This is a genomic window from Acidocella sp. (assembly GCF_035535915.1).
Classification (GTDB): Bacteria; Pseudomonadota; Alphaproteobacteria; order Acetobacterales; family Acetobacteraceae; genus Acidocella.
Genome location: NZ_DATLPB010000049.1, coordinates 1 through 17,474 on the forward strand (window position 1 = coordinate 1; position 17,474 = coordinate 17,474).

The 17,474-nt window shown below is 63.9% G+C and carries 18 protein-coding genes; 4 read left to right on the top strand and 14 right to left on the bottom strand.

Annotation, left to right across the window (positions count from 1 at the left end):
- The 7 genes from VNC39_RS06160 to gloB all read right to left on the bottom strand — a co-directional run.
- On the bottom strand, nucleotides 1-1,287 hold a 1,287-nt coding region (locus VNC39_RS06160; protein WP_325397243.1), incomplete at its 3' end, for a S1C family serine protease.
- 169 nt (nucleotides 1,288-1,456) lie between these two features.
- Nucleotides 1,457-2,167, bottom strand: a complete 711-nt coding sequence (locus tag VNC39_RS06165; RefSeq protein ID WP_325397245.1) for a pirin family protein — start codon at nucleotides 2,165-2,167, stop codon at nucleotides 1,457-1,459.
- A gap of 276 nt (nucleotides 2,168-2,443) precedes the next feature.
- Nucleotides 2,444-3,313, bottom strand: a complete 870-nt coding sequence (locus VNC39_RS06170; RefSeq protein WP_325397247.1) for a universal stress protein — start codon at nucleotides 3,311-3,313, stop codon at nucleotides 2,444-2,446.
- A 39-nt stretch (nucleotides 3,314-3,352) separates the two neighbouring features.
- Nucleotides 3,353-4,075: an SDR family oxidoreductase gene (locus tag VNC39_RS06175; protein WP_325397249.1), complete on the bottom strand. Its 723-nt coding sequence runs from the start codon at nucleotides 4,073-4,075 to the stop codon at nucleotides 3,353-3,355.
- Between the two features lie 193 nt (nucleotides 4,076-4,268).
- Nucleotides 4,269-5,528, bottom strand: a complete 1,260-nt coding sequence (locus tag VNC39_RS06180; protein ID WP_325397251.1) for an NAD(P)/FAD-dependent oxidoreductase — start codon at nucleotides 5,526-5,528, stop codon at nucleotides 4,269-4,271.
- 185 nt (nucleotides 5,529-5,713) lie between these two features.
- Nucleotides 5,714-7,054 carry a glutamine synthetase family protein gene (locus VNC39_RS06185; RefSeq protein ID WP_325397253.1) on the bottom strand — a complete coding sequence of 447 codons (1,341 nt, stop codon included), beginning with the start codon at nucleotides 7,052-7,054 and terminating at the stop codon, nucleotides 5,714-5,716.
- Between the two features lie 133 nt (nucleotides 7,055-7,187).
- Nucleotides 7,188-7,913, bottom strand: coding sequence for a hydroxyacylglutathione hydrolase (gloB, locus tag VNC39_RS06190; RefSeq protein ID WP_325397255.1), 726 nt, complete (start codon nucleotides 7,911-7,913; stop codon nucleotides 7,188-7,190).
- Between the two features lie 25 nt (nucleotides 7,914-7,938).
- Here gloB and VNC39_RS06195 point away from each other — a divergent pair, with 25 nt between their 5' ends.
- Nucleotides 7,939-8,664 carry a class I SAM-dependent methyltransferase gene (locus tag VNC39_RS06195; RefSeq protein WP_325397257.1) on the top strand — a complete coding sequence of 242 codons (726 nt, stop codon included), beginning with the start codon at nucleotides 7,939-7,941 and terminating at the stop codon, nucleotides 8,662-8,664.
- Here the strand turns inward: VNC39_RS06195 and VNC39_RS06200 are convergent.
- The gene (locus VNC39_RS06200; RefSeq protein WP_325397259.1) at nucleotides 8,651-10,918 is read right to left on the bottom strand and encodes a mechanosensitive ion channel family protein; all 2,268 of its coding nucleotides are present in this window, start codon (nucleotides 10,916-10,918) and stop codon (nucleotides 8,651-8,653) included. The genes VNC39_RS06195 and VNC39_RS06200 overlap by 14 nt on opposite strands.
- 140 nt (nucleotides 10,919-11,058) lie before the next feature.
- Between VNC39_RS06200 and VNC39_RS06205 the strand changes: the two genes are divergently transcribed.
- Entirely contained in the window at nucleotides 11,059-11,250 is a 192-nt protein-coding gene (locus VNC39_RS06205) for an HIG1 domain-containing protein (protein WP_325397261.1), read from the top strand.
- 162 nt (nucleotides 11,251-11,412) lie between these two features.
- On the opposite strand, the gene VNC39_RS06210 is transcribed toward VNC39_RS06205, so the two are convergent.
- Entirely contained in the window at nucleotides 11,413-12,426 is a 1,014-nt protein-coding gene (locus VNC39_RS06210; protein WP_325397263.1) for a WD40 repeat domain-containing protein, read from the bottom strand.
- A gap of 193 nt (nucleotides 12,427-12,619) precedes the next feature.
- Between VNC39_RS06210 and aguB the strand changes: the two genes are divergently transcribed.
- The gene (aguB, locus tag VNC39_RS06215) at nucleotides 12,620-13,504 is read left to right on the top strand and encodes an N-carbamoylputrescine amidase (protein WP_325397265.1); all 885 of its coding nucleotides are present in this window, start codon (nucleotides 12,620-12,622) and stop codon (nucleotides 13,502-13,504) included.
- Nucleotides 13,505-13,506: 2 nt separating this feature from the next.
- Entirely contained in the window at nucleotides 13,507-14,586 is a 1,080-nt protein-coding gene (gene aguA, locus VNC39_RS06220) for an agmatine deiminase (protein WP_325397267.1), read from the top strand.
- A gap of 213 nt (nucleotides 14,587-14,799) precedes the next feature.
- Here the strand turns inward: aguA and VNC39_RS06225 are convergent, their stop codons facing one another.
- The 5 genes from VNC39_RS06225 to VNC39_RS06245 all read right to left on the bottom strand — a co-directional run.
- Nucleotides 14,800-15,432 carry a 2-hydroxychromene-2-carboxylate isomerase gene (locus VNC39_RS06225; protein ID WP_325397269.1) on the bottom strand — a complete coding sequence of 211 codons (633 nt, stop codon included), beginning with the start codon at nucleotides 15,430-15,432 and terminating at the stop codon, nucleotides 14,800-14,802.
- Between the two features lie 2 nt (nucleotides 15,433-15,434).
- Nucleotides 15,435-15,518 (bottom strand): helix-turn-helix domain-containing protein, encoded by an 84-nt coding sequence (locus VNC39_RS06230; protein WP_325397277.1) that lies wholly within the window; start codon nucleotides 15,516-15,518, stop codon nucleotides 15,435-15,437.
- Nucleotides 15,519-15,530: 12 nt separating this feature from the next.
- Complete coding sequence (locus VNC39_RS06235; RefSeq protein ID WP_325397271.1) at nucleotides 15,531-15,851, bottom strand: alpha-ketoglutarate-dependent dioxygenase AlkB; 321 nt, start codon at nucleotides 15,849-15,851, stop codon at nucleotides 15,531-15,533.
- Between the two features lie 82 nt (nucleotides 15,852-15,933).
- A complete protein-coding gene (locus VNC39_RS06240; RefSeq protein WP_325397273.1) occupies nucleotides 15,934-16,563 on the bottom strand; it encodes a 2-dehydro-3-deoxy-6-phosphogalactonate aldolase in 630 nt (209 codons plus the stop codon).
- A 26-nt stretch (nucleotides 16,564-16,589) separates the two neighbouring features.
- Nucleotides 16,590-17,474 (bottom strand): 2-dehydro-3-deoxygalactonokinase (locus tag VNC39_RS06245; RefSeq protein WP_325397275.1); only part of this gene is annotated, 885 nt, incomplete at its 5' end.

Genomic DNA, 17,474 nt, shown 5'->3' on the forward strand with positions numbered 1-17,474 from the left:
GCTGTCGAACGTCAGCGGTGCCAGGGTCAGGCCCAGAGAGGCGTGGCTCGTTCCCGGCGCCGCATTGTTGCTGCCGCCGATCTGGAAGCCGGCATTCGGATCGGCCGGCATGGTCGTCACCACCACCGACAGATCGTGTGACTTGCCGTCCTGCGTATAGGTGATGGTGGCGTCGTGGTTGGGATCGATATTGGCGATATCGGCGGCGAGATCGCTCGGGCCGCTGACCTTCACGCCGTTCACGGCAGTGATGACGTCGCCCGGCTTCAGCCCGGCGCGCGCCGCGGGGCTGCCGCCGGAAACGGCGGCGACCAGCGCCCCGTCATTGGCCGGGTCCGCGGTCGGCAGGCCGATCGCCTGCGCCATTTCCGGCGAGATCTGCTGCGCCGCGACGCCGAGATAGCCGCGCGTCACCTTGCCGCTCGCGATCAGCTGCGAGACCACGCGCTGAACCATTTCCGAGGGGATGGCGAAGCCGATGCCGACCGAGCCGCCGGTCGGCGTCAGGATCGCGGTGTTGATGCCGATCACCTCGCCGCGCTGGTTGAACAGCGGGCCGCCGGAATTGCCTTCATTGATCGGCGCATCGATCTGGATGAAACGGTCATACGGCCCGTCGCCGATATTGCGGCCCAGCGCCGAGACGATGCCCGCGGTCACGGTGCCGCCCAGGCCGAACGGGTTGCCCATGGCCACCACCCATTCACCCGGCTCGACATCCTTGGACTGGCCAAGTTCGACATAAGGGAGGGGATGGCCGACCGTGATCTTCACCACCGCGAGGTCGGTTTTCGGATCGGTACCGACGACTTTCGCCGGATAGCTCGTGCCGTCGGACAGCGTCACGCTCACGCTCTGCGCGCCCTTCACCACATGGTTGTTGGTGACGATCGTGCCGTTTGAATTGATGATGAAGCCCGACCCTTTGGCCTCGACCGCTTGCGGCTGCTGGGGCGCCGGGCCGAAGGGGAAGCCGGGCGGGAAACCGGGCAATTGCGGGAAGCCCGGCGGCACGTTGTTGTTGCCGCCCGAATTGTTGCCATTGTCGCTGCTGTCATCCGCGGTCTGATCAAGTTTCAGATGCACAGTGATCGACACCACGGCCGGCGTGACGCGCTTGACGAGGTTGGTGAAGTCGCCGACCGGCTTGAAATCGCTTTCCACGGCGGCCGTCTCGTTCAAGGGCGGGTTATCAGCCCGCGCCGCGACGGCGCTCAGGCTGCCAACCACGGTTGCGCCGAGCAGCGCCAACGTGATCGCCGTGCTACGGTTGAATGTCTTGCGCATGTACACAGTGTCTCCAGCTCGCTTGGGTTAAATCGGCCTCGTGCCGTTACATAGCTCTAATTTCTATACGACGCTTCCGTGACAGCGTGAAACAATAGTTACCGAAATGCCACAGGCAACCGGAAATATGTATACGAAGTTCACGGTAAGTTGCATACGCAACGAGGGGTCACATCTCGTCGCGCACATCGACCAGAAGAATTTCCGCGGCGTGCATAGCTTCGATGTCGATATGCGGTTCGTCGCGCAGCGCCACACCGTCGCGTGCCGCGGCGGTCTGGCCGTTGATGTTGATCTCGCCGCTGGCCGCCACCAGGTAAGCCGCCCGCCCCGCCGGCAGGGCGTAGCTGGCACGCTCACCGGTGGCGAACTTGCCCACCAGCAGCGCGGCATCGGCATAAAGCGGCAAGGCGTCGGTGGCGCTGTCCGCGGGCCGGCCGCTCGCCAGCACCTGCAATCCTTCGCCCCAGGCGCGCGGAAATTCCCGCATCTGCCAGCCGGGCGCCACGCCGAGCTGGTCCGGCTCGATCCAGATCTGGAAAATCCGGGTCGGCTCGGCCTCCCGGTTCAGCTCGGCATGCATGATGCCGGTTCCGGCATGCATCACCTGTATGTCGCCAGCCTGGGTCCGGCCCTCACTGCCCGTATCGTCCTGGTGGGTGATGGCGCCCTGGCGGACGAAGGTGATGATCTCCATGTCCCGGTGCGGATGCGCGCCAAAGCCTGTGCCGGCGGCGATCTGGTCATCATTCCAGACCCGCAGGCGGCCAACGCCCATGCGGGCGGGATTGTAATAGTCGCCGAAGCTGAAATGATGCCGGGCGGTCAGCCAGCTATTGCTGAAGGCGCCGAGTGAAGAGAACGGGCGAATGTCTATCATCTCGTACTCCTGTGAAGATGCCGTTCACGTCGCCATGAGATGGCCGATGAGCTGTCCGGTCTGCCACGTTGTTACGTCGAACGCGCATTGTAGATAGAAGAAAGCTGCCGTTTTTTGCAAAAAGCGGCGCGAAAACTTTTGCTATTGCGGGCCGGCGGCGCGGCAACCAGCCCAGCCCGAGCGTTTTTTGGCCCGCCGCCTCTCGATAAATAAGTTAGAGGACGATTCAGACTTTAAGTCGAACCATGAAACGGTCCGACTTAAAGTCATCGCGCTCTAGCGGTTCATCAGCACCGGCAAGGCTGCGTGCTCCAGAACATGGCGGGTGGTGCCGCCGAGGATCAGTTGGCGCAGGCGCGAGGCCGAGCAATAGGCGCCCATCGACATCAGATCCGCGCCCCAGTCCATGGCCGCCGCCAGCAGGCCGGCGCCGACGACGCGGTCGACCGGCCGGAATTCGCCCACCTCCGCGGTCACGCCATGATGCGAAATATAGCCCACCACTTCGGCCGCGCTTGGCCCGCGCCGGAAATATTCCTCCGAGGTCAGCACCCGCACGGCCTCGGCCTGGCGCACGAACGGCATCACCGAAGCCAGCGCCGACGCGGCATAGGCGGTGCCGTTCCAGGCGATGGCGATGCGCTTGCCGATGCTCTGCGGCGGCTGCACCGGCGCCAGCAGCACCGGGCGGCCGGAATCGAACAGCACGGCATGCAGCGCGTCCGCGGCGGCCACATCCTCGCCGGCAAGGGGGTGCGGCACGATGGTGAGATCGGCCAACCGCGCCTGATGCGCGATGATTTCCTCCTCGCGGCCGGTCATGGTGGTGAAGCAGGCGCTGGGCTCGTTGCGGCCGCGCTGCGCGTCGCCCACCGGCACGGCCTCGGCCTCGGTGGCCAGGCCGAACATCTCGCGTAAATCGAACGCGCGCGCGCCGCTCTCTTTTTCAGTGGCGCTGATCATTTCCTCGATCATCGCGCCGGACAGGCCTTCACCGGCCAGGGGTGCGAGGTCGCGGGCATCGACGCGGATATGCAGCACCTGCAGATGCGCGTTCCACATTTTCGTCAGCATCAGCGCAGTGCGGAGGGCTGACTCTGCCGAGGCGGAGCTGCTGACCGGGAGCAGGAATTTTCGGACCGACATCAACCCTCCGAGTGAATCTATTCTATTGATTATACTAGGTCATTCCGGAGATAAAAATGCAACGTCCCTGCCGCGATGCAGGAGGTGCTCGCCGCCATCGACGGTGATGGTGGTGCCGGTGAGCGAGGGCGTCTGCATGATGAACACGGCGGCGGCGGCGATGTCCTCAGGGGCGGCCCCCCGGCGGAGCGGGTTGGCCCGCCAGGCCCGCGCGAAACGTTCCGGCGCCTGTTTGGGGCCGGGCAGGGTCAGGCCGGGGGCGATGCCGCACACGCGGATCGCAGGGGCGAACGCCTGGGCCATCATTTCCGTCGCCGCCGCCAGGGCCGCCTTGCTCAGCGTGTAGGCGAAGAAATCCGGGTTCAGGTTGCTCAGCTTCTGGTCGAGCATGTTGATGATCACGCCTTGCGCGGGCTTTTGCGCGGCGAAAGCCCGCGCCAGCAGAACCGGCGCCACCAGGTTGGGGCCGAAATGCGCGTGGAGCGATGCCGCATCCACCGAGCCCGGCGCGTCGAACGTGAAATGCGAGGCATTGTTGATCACCCCATGCAGCGCACCGCATTGGTCGATCAGCCGCGCCGGCACCGCCGGATCGGCGAGATCGCCCTGCACGATCCGGGCGCCGAGTTCGTCGGCCAAAGCCTGGGCCTCCGCCAGCGAGCGGTTGGCATGGATGATGACGGGATAGCCGGCTGCCGCGAGCGTGCGGGCCATCGCGGCGCCCAGGCGTTTGGCGCCGCCGGTGATCAGGATCGGATTCATGGCTTCCGATATATTGGCCGTTCCACCGCCTCGCCAGCCTCAAAAAGAAAGCGGCCGCTTTTTGAAAAAAGCGGCGCAAAAACTTTTTGTGACTCTGGGTCATGGGCGTTGTCGCCGACAACGCCCATGACCCAGAGTCATCAAAGTTTTTTTGCTTCTTTTTGTTCACAAAAAGAAGCGCTTCCTTTTTGTCTTAAAACATATCCCGCAGCCGGTAATAGGCGGTCGCCAGCAGCAGGGCCGGCACGCGAAAAGCCCGGCCGCCGGGAAAACGCGCGTGCGGGATGCGGGTAAAAGCGTCGAACCGTTCGGCCTGGCCGGCGATCGCCTCGGCGGCGAGCTTGCCGGCCAGCCCGGTCAGGGCCACGCCATGGCCGGAAAATCCGTGGCAGAACAGGATATTGTTGGTGAGGCGGCCGAAATGCGGCGCGCGGTTGCGGGTGATGTCCACATTCCCGCCCCAGACATGCTCCACCCGCGCATCGCGCAATTGCGGGAAGACGCGCACGGCCCGGGCCAGCATGGCCGATTTCAGCGCCGGCGGGGGCAGGGTGGAGTAGGAGACGCGCCCGCCGAACAGCAGCCGGTCATCGGGCGAACGGCGGAAATAATCGAGCACGAAATTCAGATCGGCCACCGCCTCGTTGCCGGGGATCAGCCGGGGCATATCGGCGCGAGATTCGGTGGCGATAATATAGGTGCTGACCGGCATGATATAGCCGGTGAGCGGCCGCATCAGCTCGCCCAGATAGGCGCCGCCGGCGGTCAGCAGGTACGAGGCCCGTATTTCATGCCCGCCGGCCCGGATTTTGATGCGCCGCCCTGGTGTGACCTCGGTCACCCTGGTCTGCGCGAACAATTTCGCGCCGGCGCGCTGCGCCGCGGCGGCGAGGCCGAGCGTGTAGTTGAGCGGATGGATATGCCCGGCCAGCTTGTCCTCGAGCGCGGCCAGATAGCGCGGGCTGGCCAGCCGCGCGCGCAATTCGTCGCCGCGCAAAATCCGCCCCACCGGCGCGCCGAGCTGTGCGTATTCCTCCTGGGTCTCCTCCAGTTCGCGCACCTGGCGGGCTTTCAGCGCCGCGTGCAGATAGCCCTGCATTGGATCGCATGGGATGTCGAAGCGCCGGATCTGCGCATGGAGCAGGTTCACGGCTTCGACCGACATGTCCCAGAGCCGCTGCGCCGGCTCGGCGCCGACGAGTTTTTTCAGCTTCACCTGGCCAACACCAAAGCCCGCCAGAACCTGGCCACCATTGCGCCCCGAGGCGCCCCAGCCGATGTCGTGCGCCTCGAGCAGCGCCACATCATAACCGCGCTCGGCCAGATGCAAGGCGGCGGAAACACCGGTGATGCCGCCACCGATAATGGCGACGTCGACGTTCAGATCCTGATCCAGCGCCGGCGCCGTCAGCGCGACCCGCTTTGTGGCCTGGTAGTAATTATCGGTGGTCATTTTGTTGTCGTGTCAAAATTCTGGGGCTGAAGCAAAAAAGCAAGAAGGAAGCGCTACTTTTTGTGAACAAAAAGTAGCAAAAAAACTTTGTTATGCTGGGTCATGGGCGTTGGCGCCGACAGTGCCCATGGCCGGCGTAAACAAAATTTTTGCGCCGCTTTTTTTAAAAAGCGGCTGCTTTCTTCCTAAACATTCAACAGCAAATGCTCCCGTTCCCAGGAGCTGATGACGCGCAGATAGGTTTCGTATTCCAGCCGCTTCACCGCCACCAGCACGTCGACGAGCTTCTCGCCCAGAATCTCGCGCATGGCGGTGGAACCGTCCATCACCTCCAGCGCCTGGGAGAGTTCCCGCGGCAGGGTATATTCCCCGGAATAGGCCGAGCCGATCTGTTCGGGCGTGGCTTCGAGTTGTTCGACCATGCCGAGATAGCCGCAGGCGAGCGTGGCGGCGAACGCGAGATAGGGGTTGGCGTCGGCCCCCGGCACGCGGTTTTCCACGCGCATCGCCGATGCGTCGCCGACCGGCACGCGCAGCCCGCAGGTGCGGTTGTCGTAGCCCCATTGCAAATTGATCGGGGCGTTGGAGAAACGCGCCAGCCGACGGTAGGAATTCACGTTGGGCGCGAAAATCGGCATCACCGCCGGGATGTATTTCTGCAGTCCGCCGATATAGGCGCGGAACAGCTTGCTTGCTTTGCCGTCGGCGCCGGCGAACAGGTTTGCGCCGGTTTGCGGGTCGACGATGCTCTGGTGCACATGCATGGCGCTGCCCGGCTCGTTGCCCATCGGCTTGGACATGAAGGTGGCGTAGATATCGTGCCGCAGGGCCACCTCGCGCACCGTGCGTTTGAACAGGAATACCTGGTCGGCGAGGTCGAGCGGGTTGCCATGCAGGAAATTGATCTCCACCTGCGCCGCGCCCTCTTCATGGATCAGCGTGTCGAGGTCGAGGTCCTGCATGTCGCAGAAATCGTACATTTCCTCGAAGAGCGGGTCGAACTCGTTGACCGCGTCGATTGAATAGGCTTGCCGGCCGGTTTCCTGCCGCCCGGAGCGCCCCACCGGTGGCGCCAGCGGATAGTCCGGGTCGGTATTGCGGCCGACCAGGTAGAATTCCAGTTCCGGCGCCAGCACCGGCTTCCAGCCTTTTTCCGCGTAGAGCGCCAGCACGCGCTGCAGCACCTGGCGCGGCGCCATCGGCACCGGCGTTCCGTCGGCATATTGGCAGTCATGAATGATCTGCGCGGTCGGCTCATGTGCCCAGGGCACCAGCCGTACGGTTTTGGCGTCCGGGACCAAACGGATATCGATGATTGCCGGGTTGGTCAGCGTGTCCTGCGGGTCTTCGGGATACTCGCCGGTCACCGACTGGATGAAAATCGCCTCGGGAAGACGCGGGGCGGTTCCTTGCAGGAATTTCTGCGCCGGCATGATCTTGCCGCGTGGGATGCCGGTGATGTCCGGCACCAGGCATTCGACTTCCGTGATCCGATGCTCGTCGAACCAGTCGACCAAGTTCGTCATGTGATCCTCCAAGAAAGCGGCGCAAAAAATTTTTGTTATGCTGGGCCCGTGGCGGCGGAACCAGCATGGCCTAAAGTTAACAAAGTTTTTTTGCTACTTTTTGTTCACAAAAAGTAGCCTACCTTTCTCTTTCTTAGAAATGGTCCTTCGCGGTGCGCAGCTTGCCGAAAGTCTCGGCATCCGGCGCGCGCAGGAACGGGTTGGTCGCGCGCTCCACCCCCAGCGTCACCGGCAGGGTCGGTTTGCCGGCGGCGCGCAGGGCCGCCACTTCGGCCGCGCGCTCCTGCAAAGCCCTGTTGTCCGGGTCCATCGCCAGCGCGAATTTCGCGTTCGAGGCGGTGTATTCATGCCCGGCGCAGACCAGGGTGCTGTCCGGCAAATCCTCGTATTTGGCCATGGAGTGGAACATGTCCTTGGCCGTGCCTTCGAACAGCCGGCCGCAGCCCAGGCTGAACAGCGTATCGCCGGGAAGCAGGATGCCGCCATCGGCGATATAGTAGGAGATGTGCCCGAGCGTGTGGCCGGGCGTGTCGATCACCCGCGCCTTGGTGGCGCCGAAATCCACCGTATCGCCTTCATGCACGGCGATGTCGAGGTTCGGCAGGCGGTGCGCGTCGGCGGCGTTGCCGACCACCACGGGATGGTATCTGGCGACGAGCGCCGGGACGCCGTCGACATGGTCGGCATGGTGATGCGTCAGCAGGATCATGTCGAGCTTGCCGCCGGCCGCTTCGATCGCCGCGATCGCCGGCGCGGCCTCGGCGGGATCGACGATGGCGACCTTGCCGGAGACTGACTCTCTCAACAACCATGAATAGTTGTCGCTGAGCATAGGGATAGGGGTGGCAGTTACGGTCACGTCTGTCGCTCCTGGGAATAGAGGGGTGTATATAAGGCAAATGGGGATCGACGCGCGAGATGCGGGAGAATTTTATGCGACAGCGCTGGGGCGCCTGACCGCTGCCCTGCTGCGCCAGAAGTTGCGGGAAATCTGGCCGGATTGCGCCGGCCTGTCGGTGCTGGGCCTGGGCTATACCGGCCCCTATTTGCAGCTTTGGCGCGAGCAGGCGGCGCGCTGCATTGCCGTGTCGCCGCAGCAGATGGGGCTGGCCCCATGGCCGCTCGGCCGCGCCAGCCTGTCCTGCCTGTCGGAGGAGGATGCGCTGCCCTTCCCCGATCTGCTGTTCGACCGCATTCTGCTGGTGCATGGTTTCGAGCAGGCCGACAACGCCAGGCGCCTGTTGCGGGAGGTCTGGCGGCTGCTGAAAGATGACGGGCGGCTGATCATCGTCGTGCCCAACCGGCAGGGGCTTTGGGCCTATGCCGAAAGCACGCCGTTCGGCCATGGCCAGCCTTATTCCGAGCGGCAGCTGGCGCGGGTGCTAAGCGGGCTGTTTTTCAAGGTCGAGACCAGAGAGCCGGCTTTGTTCGCGCCGCCGATGCCCTGGCCGCACTGGGCTTTCGACCTGTGGGAGCGCACCGGCGGCGCGATCGTCCCGCGCTTCTCGGGCGTCACCATCGCCGAGGCCAGCAAGGATATGCACGGCGTGATCCCGCTGCGCCGCAGTGTCTCGGGCCGGCGCGTCCTGGCCGATATTACCGGCTTTTGAGGGGCGATTTTTCGGGCACTGAAGGGGCCGCTTCGGCATGTGCCGGTTGGTCCGGCGCCGGCGCCAGATAGAGATAAGGCAATTCGATCCCTTCGGCTTCGAAACGCTGCTTGACCCGGGCATAAAATTCGCGCCGCACCGACCAGTGCTGGCCCGGCCCGGTACGGATCTGTCCGGTAATCGTCAGAGCCGAGGCGCCGAACTGGTCGAGGCCGAAAACCTGCAGATCGTCGCGCATCATCGTCCCCCAGACCGGGTCCGCGCGCATGCTGCGGCCAATGTCGGTCAGCACCGCGAAAACATGCGGCAGGTCTTCTTCATAGCCGACCCCGATGGAAATCTGCGCATAGCTGAAATCCCGCGTCATGTTGGTGACCGTGGTCACCGCGGAGAAGGGGATGATGTTGACCGAACCGTCGCCGCCGCGCAGGCGGATGGTGCGGATCGAGAGCCGCTCCACCGTGCCGCTCATGCCCGCGAGGGTGATAACGTCGCCGACCTGCATCGCATCCTCGAGCAGCAGGAACAGCCCGGTAATCACATCCTGCACCAGCTTCTGGCTGCCGAAGCCGATGGCAATGCCCAGCACGCCGGCACCGGCCAGCAGCGGCGCGGCATTGACGCCGATTTTCGACAGGCAGATCAATCCCGCGACCAGGCCAATGATGATGGCAAGCGTGGCGCGAATGATCGGCAACATCGTGCGCAGCCGCGTGGCATGCCGTGTATGGCCGGTGGCAGTCAGATGTTCGATCCGGCTGTTCAGGAAGACATTGGCGCATTCCCATAAGGCCAGCGCCGCGGCGATGGTAATGACGACGGCGATAAAGGCGTCGATCAGCGCGCGACTGATCGGGTCGTTTAGCAGCCAGCTGAAGGCGTGTATTCCCCAGCCTTGCAGGATGAGAAGGAAGACCAGAATGCCGATGACAGCGCGAATGAAGCCGCGCAGCACGGGGCGATAAGCGTAGATACGGGCAAAGAGCGCGTGTCGCTTCGCGATGGCGTCCGCAGAGGGAAGGAAGCGCTCCAGCGTATAGGCGCTGCCAAACCAGGCGAGCCGCCCTACGATCAGCGCGGCGACGACCACGAGTACGACCCGGAGGAGTACCCCGAATGCGTTGTGCACGCCGCCGGCCCAGGCGATCCATAATGCCAACACATAGAACAATGCCGGATAATGCCAGATCCGGCCGAGCCTTTGCCGGATCCCGGCGCTCAGGCTCGTGGCGTGCGGCGCCCCGCTGATCCAGCCGCCGACGATGCGCCGGCTCCTCCAGATGCCCCAGGCGATTTCCAGATGAACCACGAGCGTGATCAGCCGCAGCAGCACGGTGGCGCCGAAAGGGTCGAGGCCGAGCAACTCGCCAAGCGAGACCAGCGCAAAGCCGGCGAAACCGGTTAAGAGTGGCCGCCGCGCCCCGCGCAGCACCCGTTCGGCGGCGGCCGAGCCGAGCCGCACCAGCCGCAGGCTGGGGGTTTGCGGCGCGAGGACGAACCGTAGCAACTCCAGCGCCGCCCGGCACAGCAAATAGGCGTTGGCGACGTTGATGACCGCGAATTCCCCCGGTTCGCTGGCGATCAGCGAGGACGAGACCAGCACCTGGATGATGATGGCGAAGCCGATCAACGGCACCAGACGCAGGCCCAGATGCAGCAGGCCGAGGGCGAAGCGCCGCCCCCAGATCAGGATGCTGTGCTTGCGGTCCAGCCGCTTTTCCGTCTCGCCGGCCTCGGCATCGGCCAGCCCTTGGCCGTCTTCCTCGGACTCCTCGCTATTTTTGTCGTCATTTGACGGCCTTGCCATGTCGGTAGGCAGCGGGAGCCGGGTCTCGGCGCGCCTCACCAGCGCGGCGCGCGGGCGCGCCAGGGCGAAATGCAGCAGCCGCTCAGCCGCCAGGCCGGGCAGAATGGTGAGCAGCAACGCCTGGACGACCTCCAGGAGATGCGCGCGGCGGGCGGGCACGCTGGCAAAGCCGTGGATCCAGTTCAGCACCGGGCCGATCCGGGTGGATTGGTGCACGGCCATGATAAAATTGCCGAACAGGCGGGCCGATTGCTTGCTGATCGCCGCGGAGATCGACAGGGTGATCGCGCTGGTGCCCGGCGGGGCGGCCGTGCCGGACCGGGCAGGGGGCGCCGCCGCGCCGGTCAGCGCGGCAAGCGGGGAGCCGGGAATGATGGCGCTGGGCGTGGCATGGGCCGGTGCGGCCGGGTGGCTGGCCGGATGCGCGGCGGTGGTCGTCTGCGCCATGGCGGGGCCGCAACCGAGGTAGAGAACGAAAAGGCAGGCAAAAAGGGCAAAACGCATGGCCCATGCACAAAGGATGTTGCCGTGTTAGTCAACCCGCGCGGCGATAGGCAAGCTGTCCAGGGCCTGCTTATATGACCGCCATGAGAACGATCCTTTTCATCCTGCTGGCGCTCGACATGATCGCGGTGGTCGTGGTCATGCTGATCGGTGCCATCGGCATGGCCGATCTCAACCGCAGCCCACGGACCTCCAACCGGCTGATGCGCTTGCGCGTGATCCTGCAGGGCGTTGCCATCGCCCTGGTGGTGGTGCTGATGCTCTCCGGGCGTTAGGCGCAGCAAAAGGAAGAAAGCGCTTCTTTTTGTGAACAAAAAGAAGCAAAAAAACTTTGTTTACTTTGGGCCCGTGCAGCTTCAGCGCCTCAGGCCCAGCGTAAACAAAAGTTTTTTGCGCCGCTTTTTTTCAAAAAAGCGGCTACTTTCTTCCGCTTTCCGCTAACGGGCGAAATTCACGACAGCCGCGAACCCGGTTTCGGTGCCGATGGCCAGGCGGGCGCCCGCAGCGTCCCAGTCCAGGGCGGTGACGGCGCCGCGCCCCGGCCCGCAGACCGGCAAGACCTGTTCCTTCTGCACGTCGGCGATGATCACCAGCCCGGTATCGAACCCCGCGGCCACCACCTCATGCTCCGGATGCGCGGCAATGCGCTTGACGATGCCGTCTCCGGCGCCAAGCTCCATCGGCGCCTTGCCCATCGGCCCGCCGCCGAAGAACGGCCAGAGCACGATCGATTCCGCGCCCGCAGTGGCCAGCCAGCGGCCGGAGCGGGTGAAGCCGAGGGATTCGGTTTTGGCCGGATAGCCCGCCATGCGCATATGCTTGCCCTCGGGCAGGGTCCAGCCATGCAGCGCGTTCTCCTGCATCGCCGTCACCAGCGCCTCGCCGGCCGGGTGCAGCGCGACGCCGATATGGCTGCCCTTCCATTCCAGCTTGCGCGGTTCGGCGTTGGAACCGGTGAACCAGAGCGAGGCCCCGCCATAATGCGCGGCGGCAACCCGCTTGCCCTTGGTGTCGAAGGCGATGCCGGCGACCGTGGAGGGGTGCGCGAGCGTCTTCAAAACCTCGCCGGTGCCGCTCAGCAGATACAGGTTCTTCCCCGCCGCGGCGGCGATGAGCGGCGTCTTGCCGGCGAAGCCGGCGACATGCTCGACCCATTTCGAGCCGAATTTGGCGATTTCGCTGACCTGCCCCTCCGGCGTCACCGCCATCAGCCGCCCGTCATCGCCGCCTAAGCAAAATCCCGATGCGGCCGGATGCGGGGCCAGGCTCAGCACCGCGCCGTCATAAACCGCCACCTTGTTCCAGCCCTGGGAGTCGAACAGATGCAGGCTGCCATCGCCGAGCGCGAAGGCGGTATGCGTGCCGGCACGGTTGAAGCGGGCGGCGACGATATGGGCGCCAAGCTCCGCCACAATGCCACGGGATTTCAGGAGTTCATCGAGATCGGCCATGCCGCTTCTGTGCCGAACTCCGCCGGTTAGGGCAAGGCAGGGAGGAAGCAGCCGCTTTTTTGAAAAAAAGCGGCGCAAAAAACTTTTTTTGACGCTGGGCCGGTGGCGTTGAAAACAGCACGGCTTAGATTAATAAAGTTTTTTTGCTACTTTTTGTTCACAAAAAGTAGCCTTCCTTCGCTTGGGATCACCCATGAGACATGTCACCGTTGCCGCCACGCAAATGGAATGTGGCACCGACAAGAGCGCCAACATCGCCACAGCCGAGCGGCTGATCCGCCGGGCGGCGGGGCAGGGGGCGAACATCGTCCTGATCCAGGAATTGTTCGAGACGCCGTATTTCTGCCAGGACCAGATCCACGCGCATTTTCAACTGGCGGTGCCGCTGGAGCAGAATGAGGCGGTCGCCCGCTTCAGCGCGCTGGCGCGGGAACTCGGGGTGGTGTTGCCGGTCTCGGTGTTCGAGCGCGCCGGCCAGGGCTTTTTCAACACCGTGGTCATCATCGATGCCGACGGCAAAAATCTCGGCTTCTACCGCAAATCGCACATCCCGGACGGGCCGGGCTATTCGGAGAAATTCTATTTCACGCCGGGCGATACGGGCTTCAAGGTGTGGGACACCGCGTTCGGCCGCATCGGCGTGGGCATCTGCTGGGACCAGTGGTTCCCGGAATCCGCGCGCGCCATGGCGCTGATGGGCGCGGAATTGCTGTTCTACCCCACCGCCATCGGCTCCGAACCGCAGGACCCCACGCTCGATTCACGCGACCATTGGCAACGGGCGATGCAGGGCCATGCCGCCTCGAACGTGATGCCGCTGATCGCCTCCAACCGCATCGGCACCGAGGCGGGGGCGCGCGGCACGTCGCTTACCTTCTACGGCTCCTCCTTCATCGCCGACCAGACCGGCGGGAAGATCGCCGAGGCCGTGCGGGCCGGGGAAGCAGTGCTGACCGCCCGCTTCGACCTCGACGCCATCGCCCAACAGCGCGCCTCGTGGGGCCTGTTCCGCGACCGCCGCCCGGACCTTTACGGGCCGCTGCTCACCATCGACGGCCGGCACGGACGGACGAATTGACCATGTCCGATACGATCACGCCACGGGCGCAAAACTACGCGATGCCGGCGGAATGGGCGCCGCATGATGGGTGCTGGATGATCTGGCCGGAACGCCCGGATAATTGGCGGCTGGGTGCGAAGCCGGCGCAGGCCGCCTTTGCCGCGGTCGCCGGCGCCATCGCCCGGTTCGAGCCGGTCACCATGCTGGTGAGTGCAAGGCAATTCGCCAATGCCCGCGCCATGCTCCCGGCCGCCGTGCGTGTGGTCGAGGCGAGCAGCAACGATGCCTGGGCGCGCGACACCGGCGCCACCTTCCTGCTCAACCCGGCGGGAGACCTTGCCGGCGTGGATTGGATGTTCAATGCCTGGGGCGGGCTTGGGCACGGGCTGTATTTTCCGTGGGATTTGGACGACCAGATCGCCGCGAAAATGCTGGAAATCGAAAAGGCCAAACGCTTCCGCGCGCCGAAAGTGCTGGAAGGCGGGGCCATCCATGTCGACGGCGCGGGCACCGTGCTGGTCACGGAATCCTGCCTGCTGGATCAGAACCGCAATTCCGGCGCCACGCGCGCGGAGATGGAAACGCTGCTGCGCGACTATCTCGGTGTGGAGAAAATCGTCTGGCTGGGTGCGGGCGTGCCGCATGATGAAACCGGCGGCCATGTGGACAATCTCGCCTGCTTCGTGCGCCCCGGCCTCGTGCTCTTAAGCTGGTGCGACGACCCAAGCGACCCGCATTACCAGATCTCCCGCGACGCCGAATCCCGCCTGCGCGCGGCCGGCCTCGCCGTGGAACACATCCCCATGCCCACGCCGATGTTCCTCACGGACGCCGAGGCGGCGGGGATCGACCACAGCCCCACCGGCATGAACCGCGCGGCCGGCGAACGCCTCGCCGCCTCCTACGTGAATTTCTACGCCGCCAACAGCGCCATTATCGCCCCCTGCTTCGACGTGCCGACCGACTCAGAGGCGCATTCCGTGCTGCAGCGGCTTTTCCCCGACCGGCAAGTGGTCATGGTCCCCGCCCGCGAAATCCTGCTCGGCGGGGGGAATATTCATTGCATTACCCAGCAGCAGCCAAGGAAGGCAAGGGAGTAAAGGCCGCTGACATTGTAGTCCGGTACGGGAGTGCGCAGAGATGCCCAAGCCAGTCGGAGATGACATGCTCCTGATAAGAGGTCGTCCTCCACAGGCTTTACTCTCGCGGGCGAGCAGGCAGTCCATGGACGTTCCTATGCTGGGGTCCTCTATATTTGATAATGTCCTTTATCAGATATAGGCGGCGCCCAGCTCTTCAGATATAAGGCTCAGTTATTGCAAAATCGGTACTTCAGGAATGACGGCGGCGCGTCTGGTTGACAAAGCTATGTCCAATAATTCAAGCCTGTCCTGCCCCCAAAAAATCTCATCGTCGAGTACGTAAGATGGCGCACCAAAGACCCCAGAATCGATGGCATCCTGCAGGTTCGCCTCATAAGCTAATTGCGCCGCCTCCTGATGGTCACGATCCAGGAGACTGGCCGGTAGTCCAGCTGCAACAGCGAGTTCAATAATTACGCTAGGATCGGCCAAGTTGCGTTCTTCATGCCAAATTCCTGCAAACGCTTTTCGCATAAACGCGTCGGGATCATAGCCTGAAATTACGGCCGCGGTAACAACTCCGTCGAGTAACGTCGCATCGAAAGGTGAGTAGGCCGGGAAGAGTTTGAGAGGGACGTTTCGTAAATCACGCCAACGCGTTAGCTCAACCAATCTATACTTCTGCCGAACTGGATGGCGTTTCGGCAATGGTAGCCCCCCAGTTTCTGGAAACAAGCGTCGAAGCGGAATTGGCCTCACAACGACCTCAACGCCGTGTCGCTGGCTCAGGCTTCTAAAGGCATCATGGCCAAGATAGGCCCATGGCGAAGCCATCGATAAAAAATACTCGACTTTGCGCTGCATTTCTAAAGCCTCGATATTGTTGAATGGCTGATGTTATAGCTCCGCGCGATTTCTCTTGTCGGTTCTCCTGCGTCCCGCCGCTGCAAGGCTTGCTTTACCTACATCGCCTTCCGAAACGTCAAATTAATCCGTGCCCGTCCTGTTAGCGGATGCTCTCCCTCCTTCAGCGGCGCGATCCCATGAAAATACAGCCGCGCCGAGCCGCCCCAGACCAGCACGTCGCCGTTTTCTAACAGGATGCGGCTGGTTTTGTCGGTGCGGGCGGGGCCGCCCCAGAGGAACATGGCGGGCAGGCCGAGTGAGACGGAGACGATGGGGGCGGTGAAATCCCGTTCGTTGCGGTCCTGGTGCAGGCTCATCCGGGCGCCGGGGCGTAGCGGTTGATCAGGCAGGCGGGTCGGTCGTGGGCGCTCCCCCATCGCACCCGCTCCACGCTTCGCCGGTCGTTCCCGCAAGGGCCATCCACGGTGTCTCCGGGAGCGGTGCCACGGCAGTCACCGGTCAGGATTTCTCGGTACAGGCGCGCCACGCAGTGACGAAGGCCAGGGCGTTCGCACTCACCTCACCGACGCTCATGCCCGGCCGATAAAGTGCCGAGCCAAGGCCGAAACCGGCCGCCCCCGCCGCCACATAGCCCGCTAGACTCTCAGGCTTGATGCCGCCCACCGGTAAAAATTTTGTCTCTTTCGGGAACACGCTGCGCAGCGCGGTGAGGGTTGTCGGGCCCATCGCTTCCGCTGGAAACAGTTTGAGCGCATCGGCGCCGGCGTGCAGGGCGGCGAATCCCTCGGTCGGGGTGGAAATGCCGGGGACGCAGGCCAAACCTGCCGCCTTGGCAGCTTTGATCACCGCCACATCCGCATGCGGCATCACGATGATCCGGCCGCCGACTGTCGCGATATCCGGCACCCATGCCGGATTCGTCACCGTGCCGGCGCCGATCAGATAGTTGTCCCCCAGTGCGGCGCTCATTCGCCCGATACTGACCAGGGGCTCTGGCGAGTTCATCGGGATCTCGATGATGGAAAATCCGATCGCCGCCAGGGCGCGGCCCACCGGCGCCGCCTCATCCGGGGTGATGCCGCGCAGAATGGCGACCAAAGGCAGCCTTTGCAAAAACGTCTCGAACATCGGCGTATCTCCTTCAGTTTGCCAGCTCATGCCAGTCCAGCCATCGTCGCGATCCGCCACAATCCGGTGGCACACGGATTCTCGATCAAACGAGGGGTGGACAGGCCGAACAGGGCGGCGGCCCGTTGGTAGCGGGCGCATAGCGCCGGATCGCCGATCACAGTGAGGGGCCGTTGCGTCTCGGGACGAGCAACCCGAAACTCCTCCCCGATGAGCAGGCCGGACAGGTAATCCAGGCTGTGCGCGGGTTCCATCAGTCCGGCCAGGACCAGGGTGCGGGTGGAAAATAGCAGCGCGGAGAGGCCCTCGGCGCTGTCGCGAACCGTGCTTGCGCCACGCTCGAAGGCAGACCAGTCGATCTCCGAAGCCCCGGCCTCCCTTTGTACCGCTTTCGCCGGCCTGCCCAGAATTGAATGGTCCCGCAGAACGGCGAACAGCTCACCGGTCATGTAAGTCGCGAAGTCCATGATGCGCGATTCATGCACGGAAACCCATTTGCTATGGGTCCCGGGCAAGATCACCATGCTGTCCTTCTCGAGGTCGGGCGCCAGGGACAGCGCGCCGAGAATTTGGGTTTCTTCGCCGCGCATCACATTTGGAATCTTGCCCCCGCGCCGCACGCCCGGCACGAGATATAACGGGCCATTCCCTGTCCCCACCGTCACAAGCGCGGCGGCCAGTTCGGTTGTGCCGGCCGGTGCCTCACAATAGGGGGCCTCCCGCCAGCCTTGCGCGCTGCCGATCATGCCGCTGGCGATTGCCTTCATGTCAGGAAAGCGATCCCGCCATGGACCAGTCAGCATGGTAAACGCCGCAGCGAAATCTCCCCCAGGCGTGTGCATGATGCCCCAAGGTTCGGCGCGCGTGTCCATGATCGCTCCGTCGGTCCCCAGGAGATACGCTCGGACCGA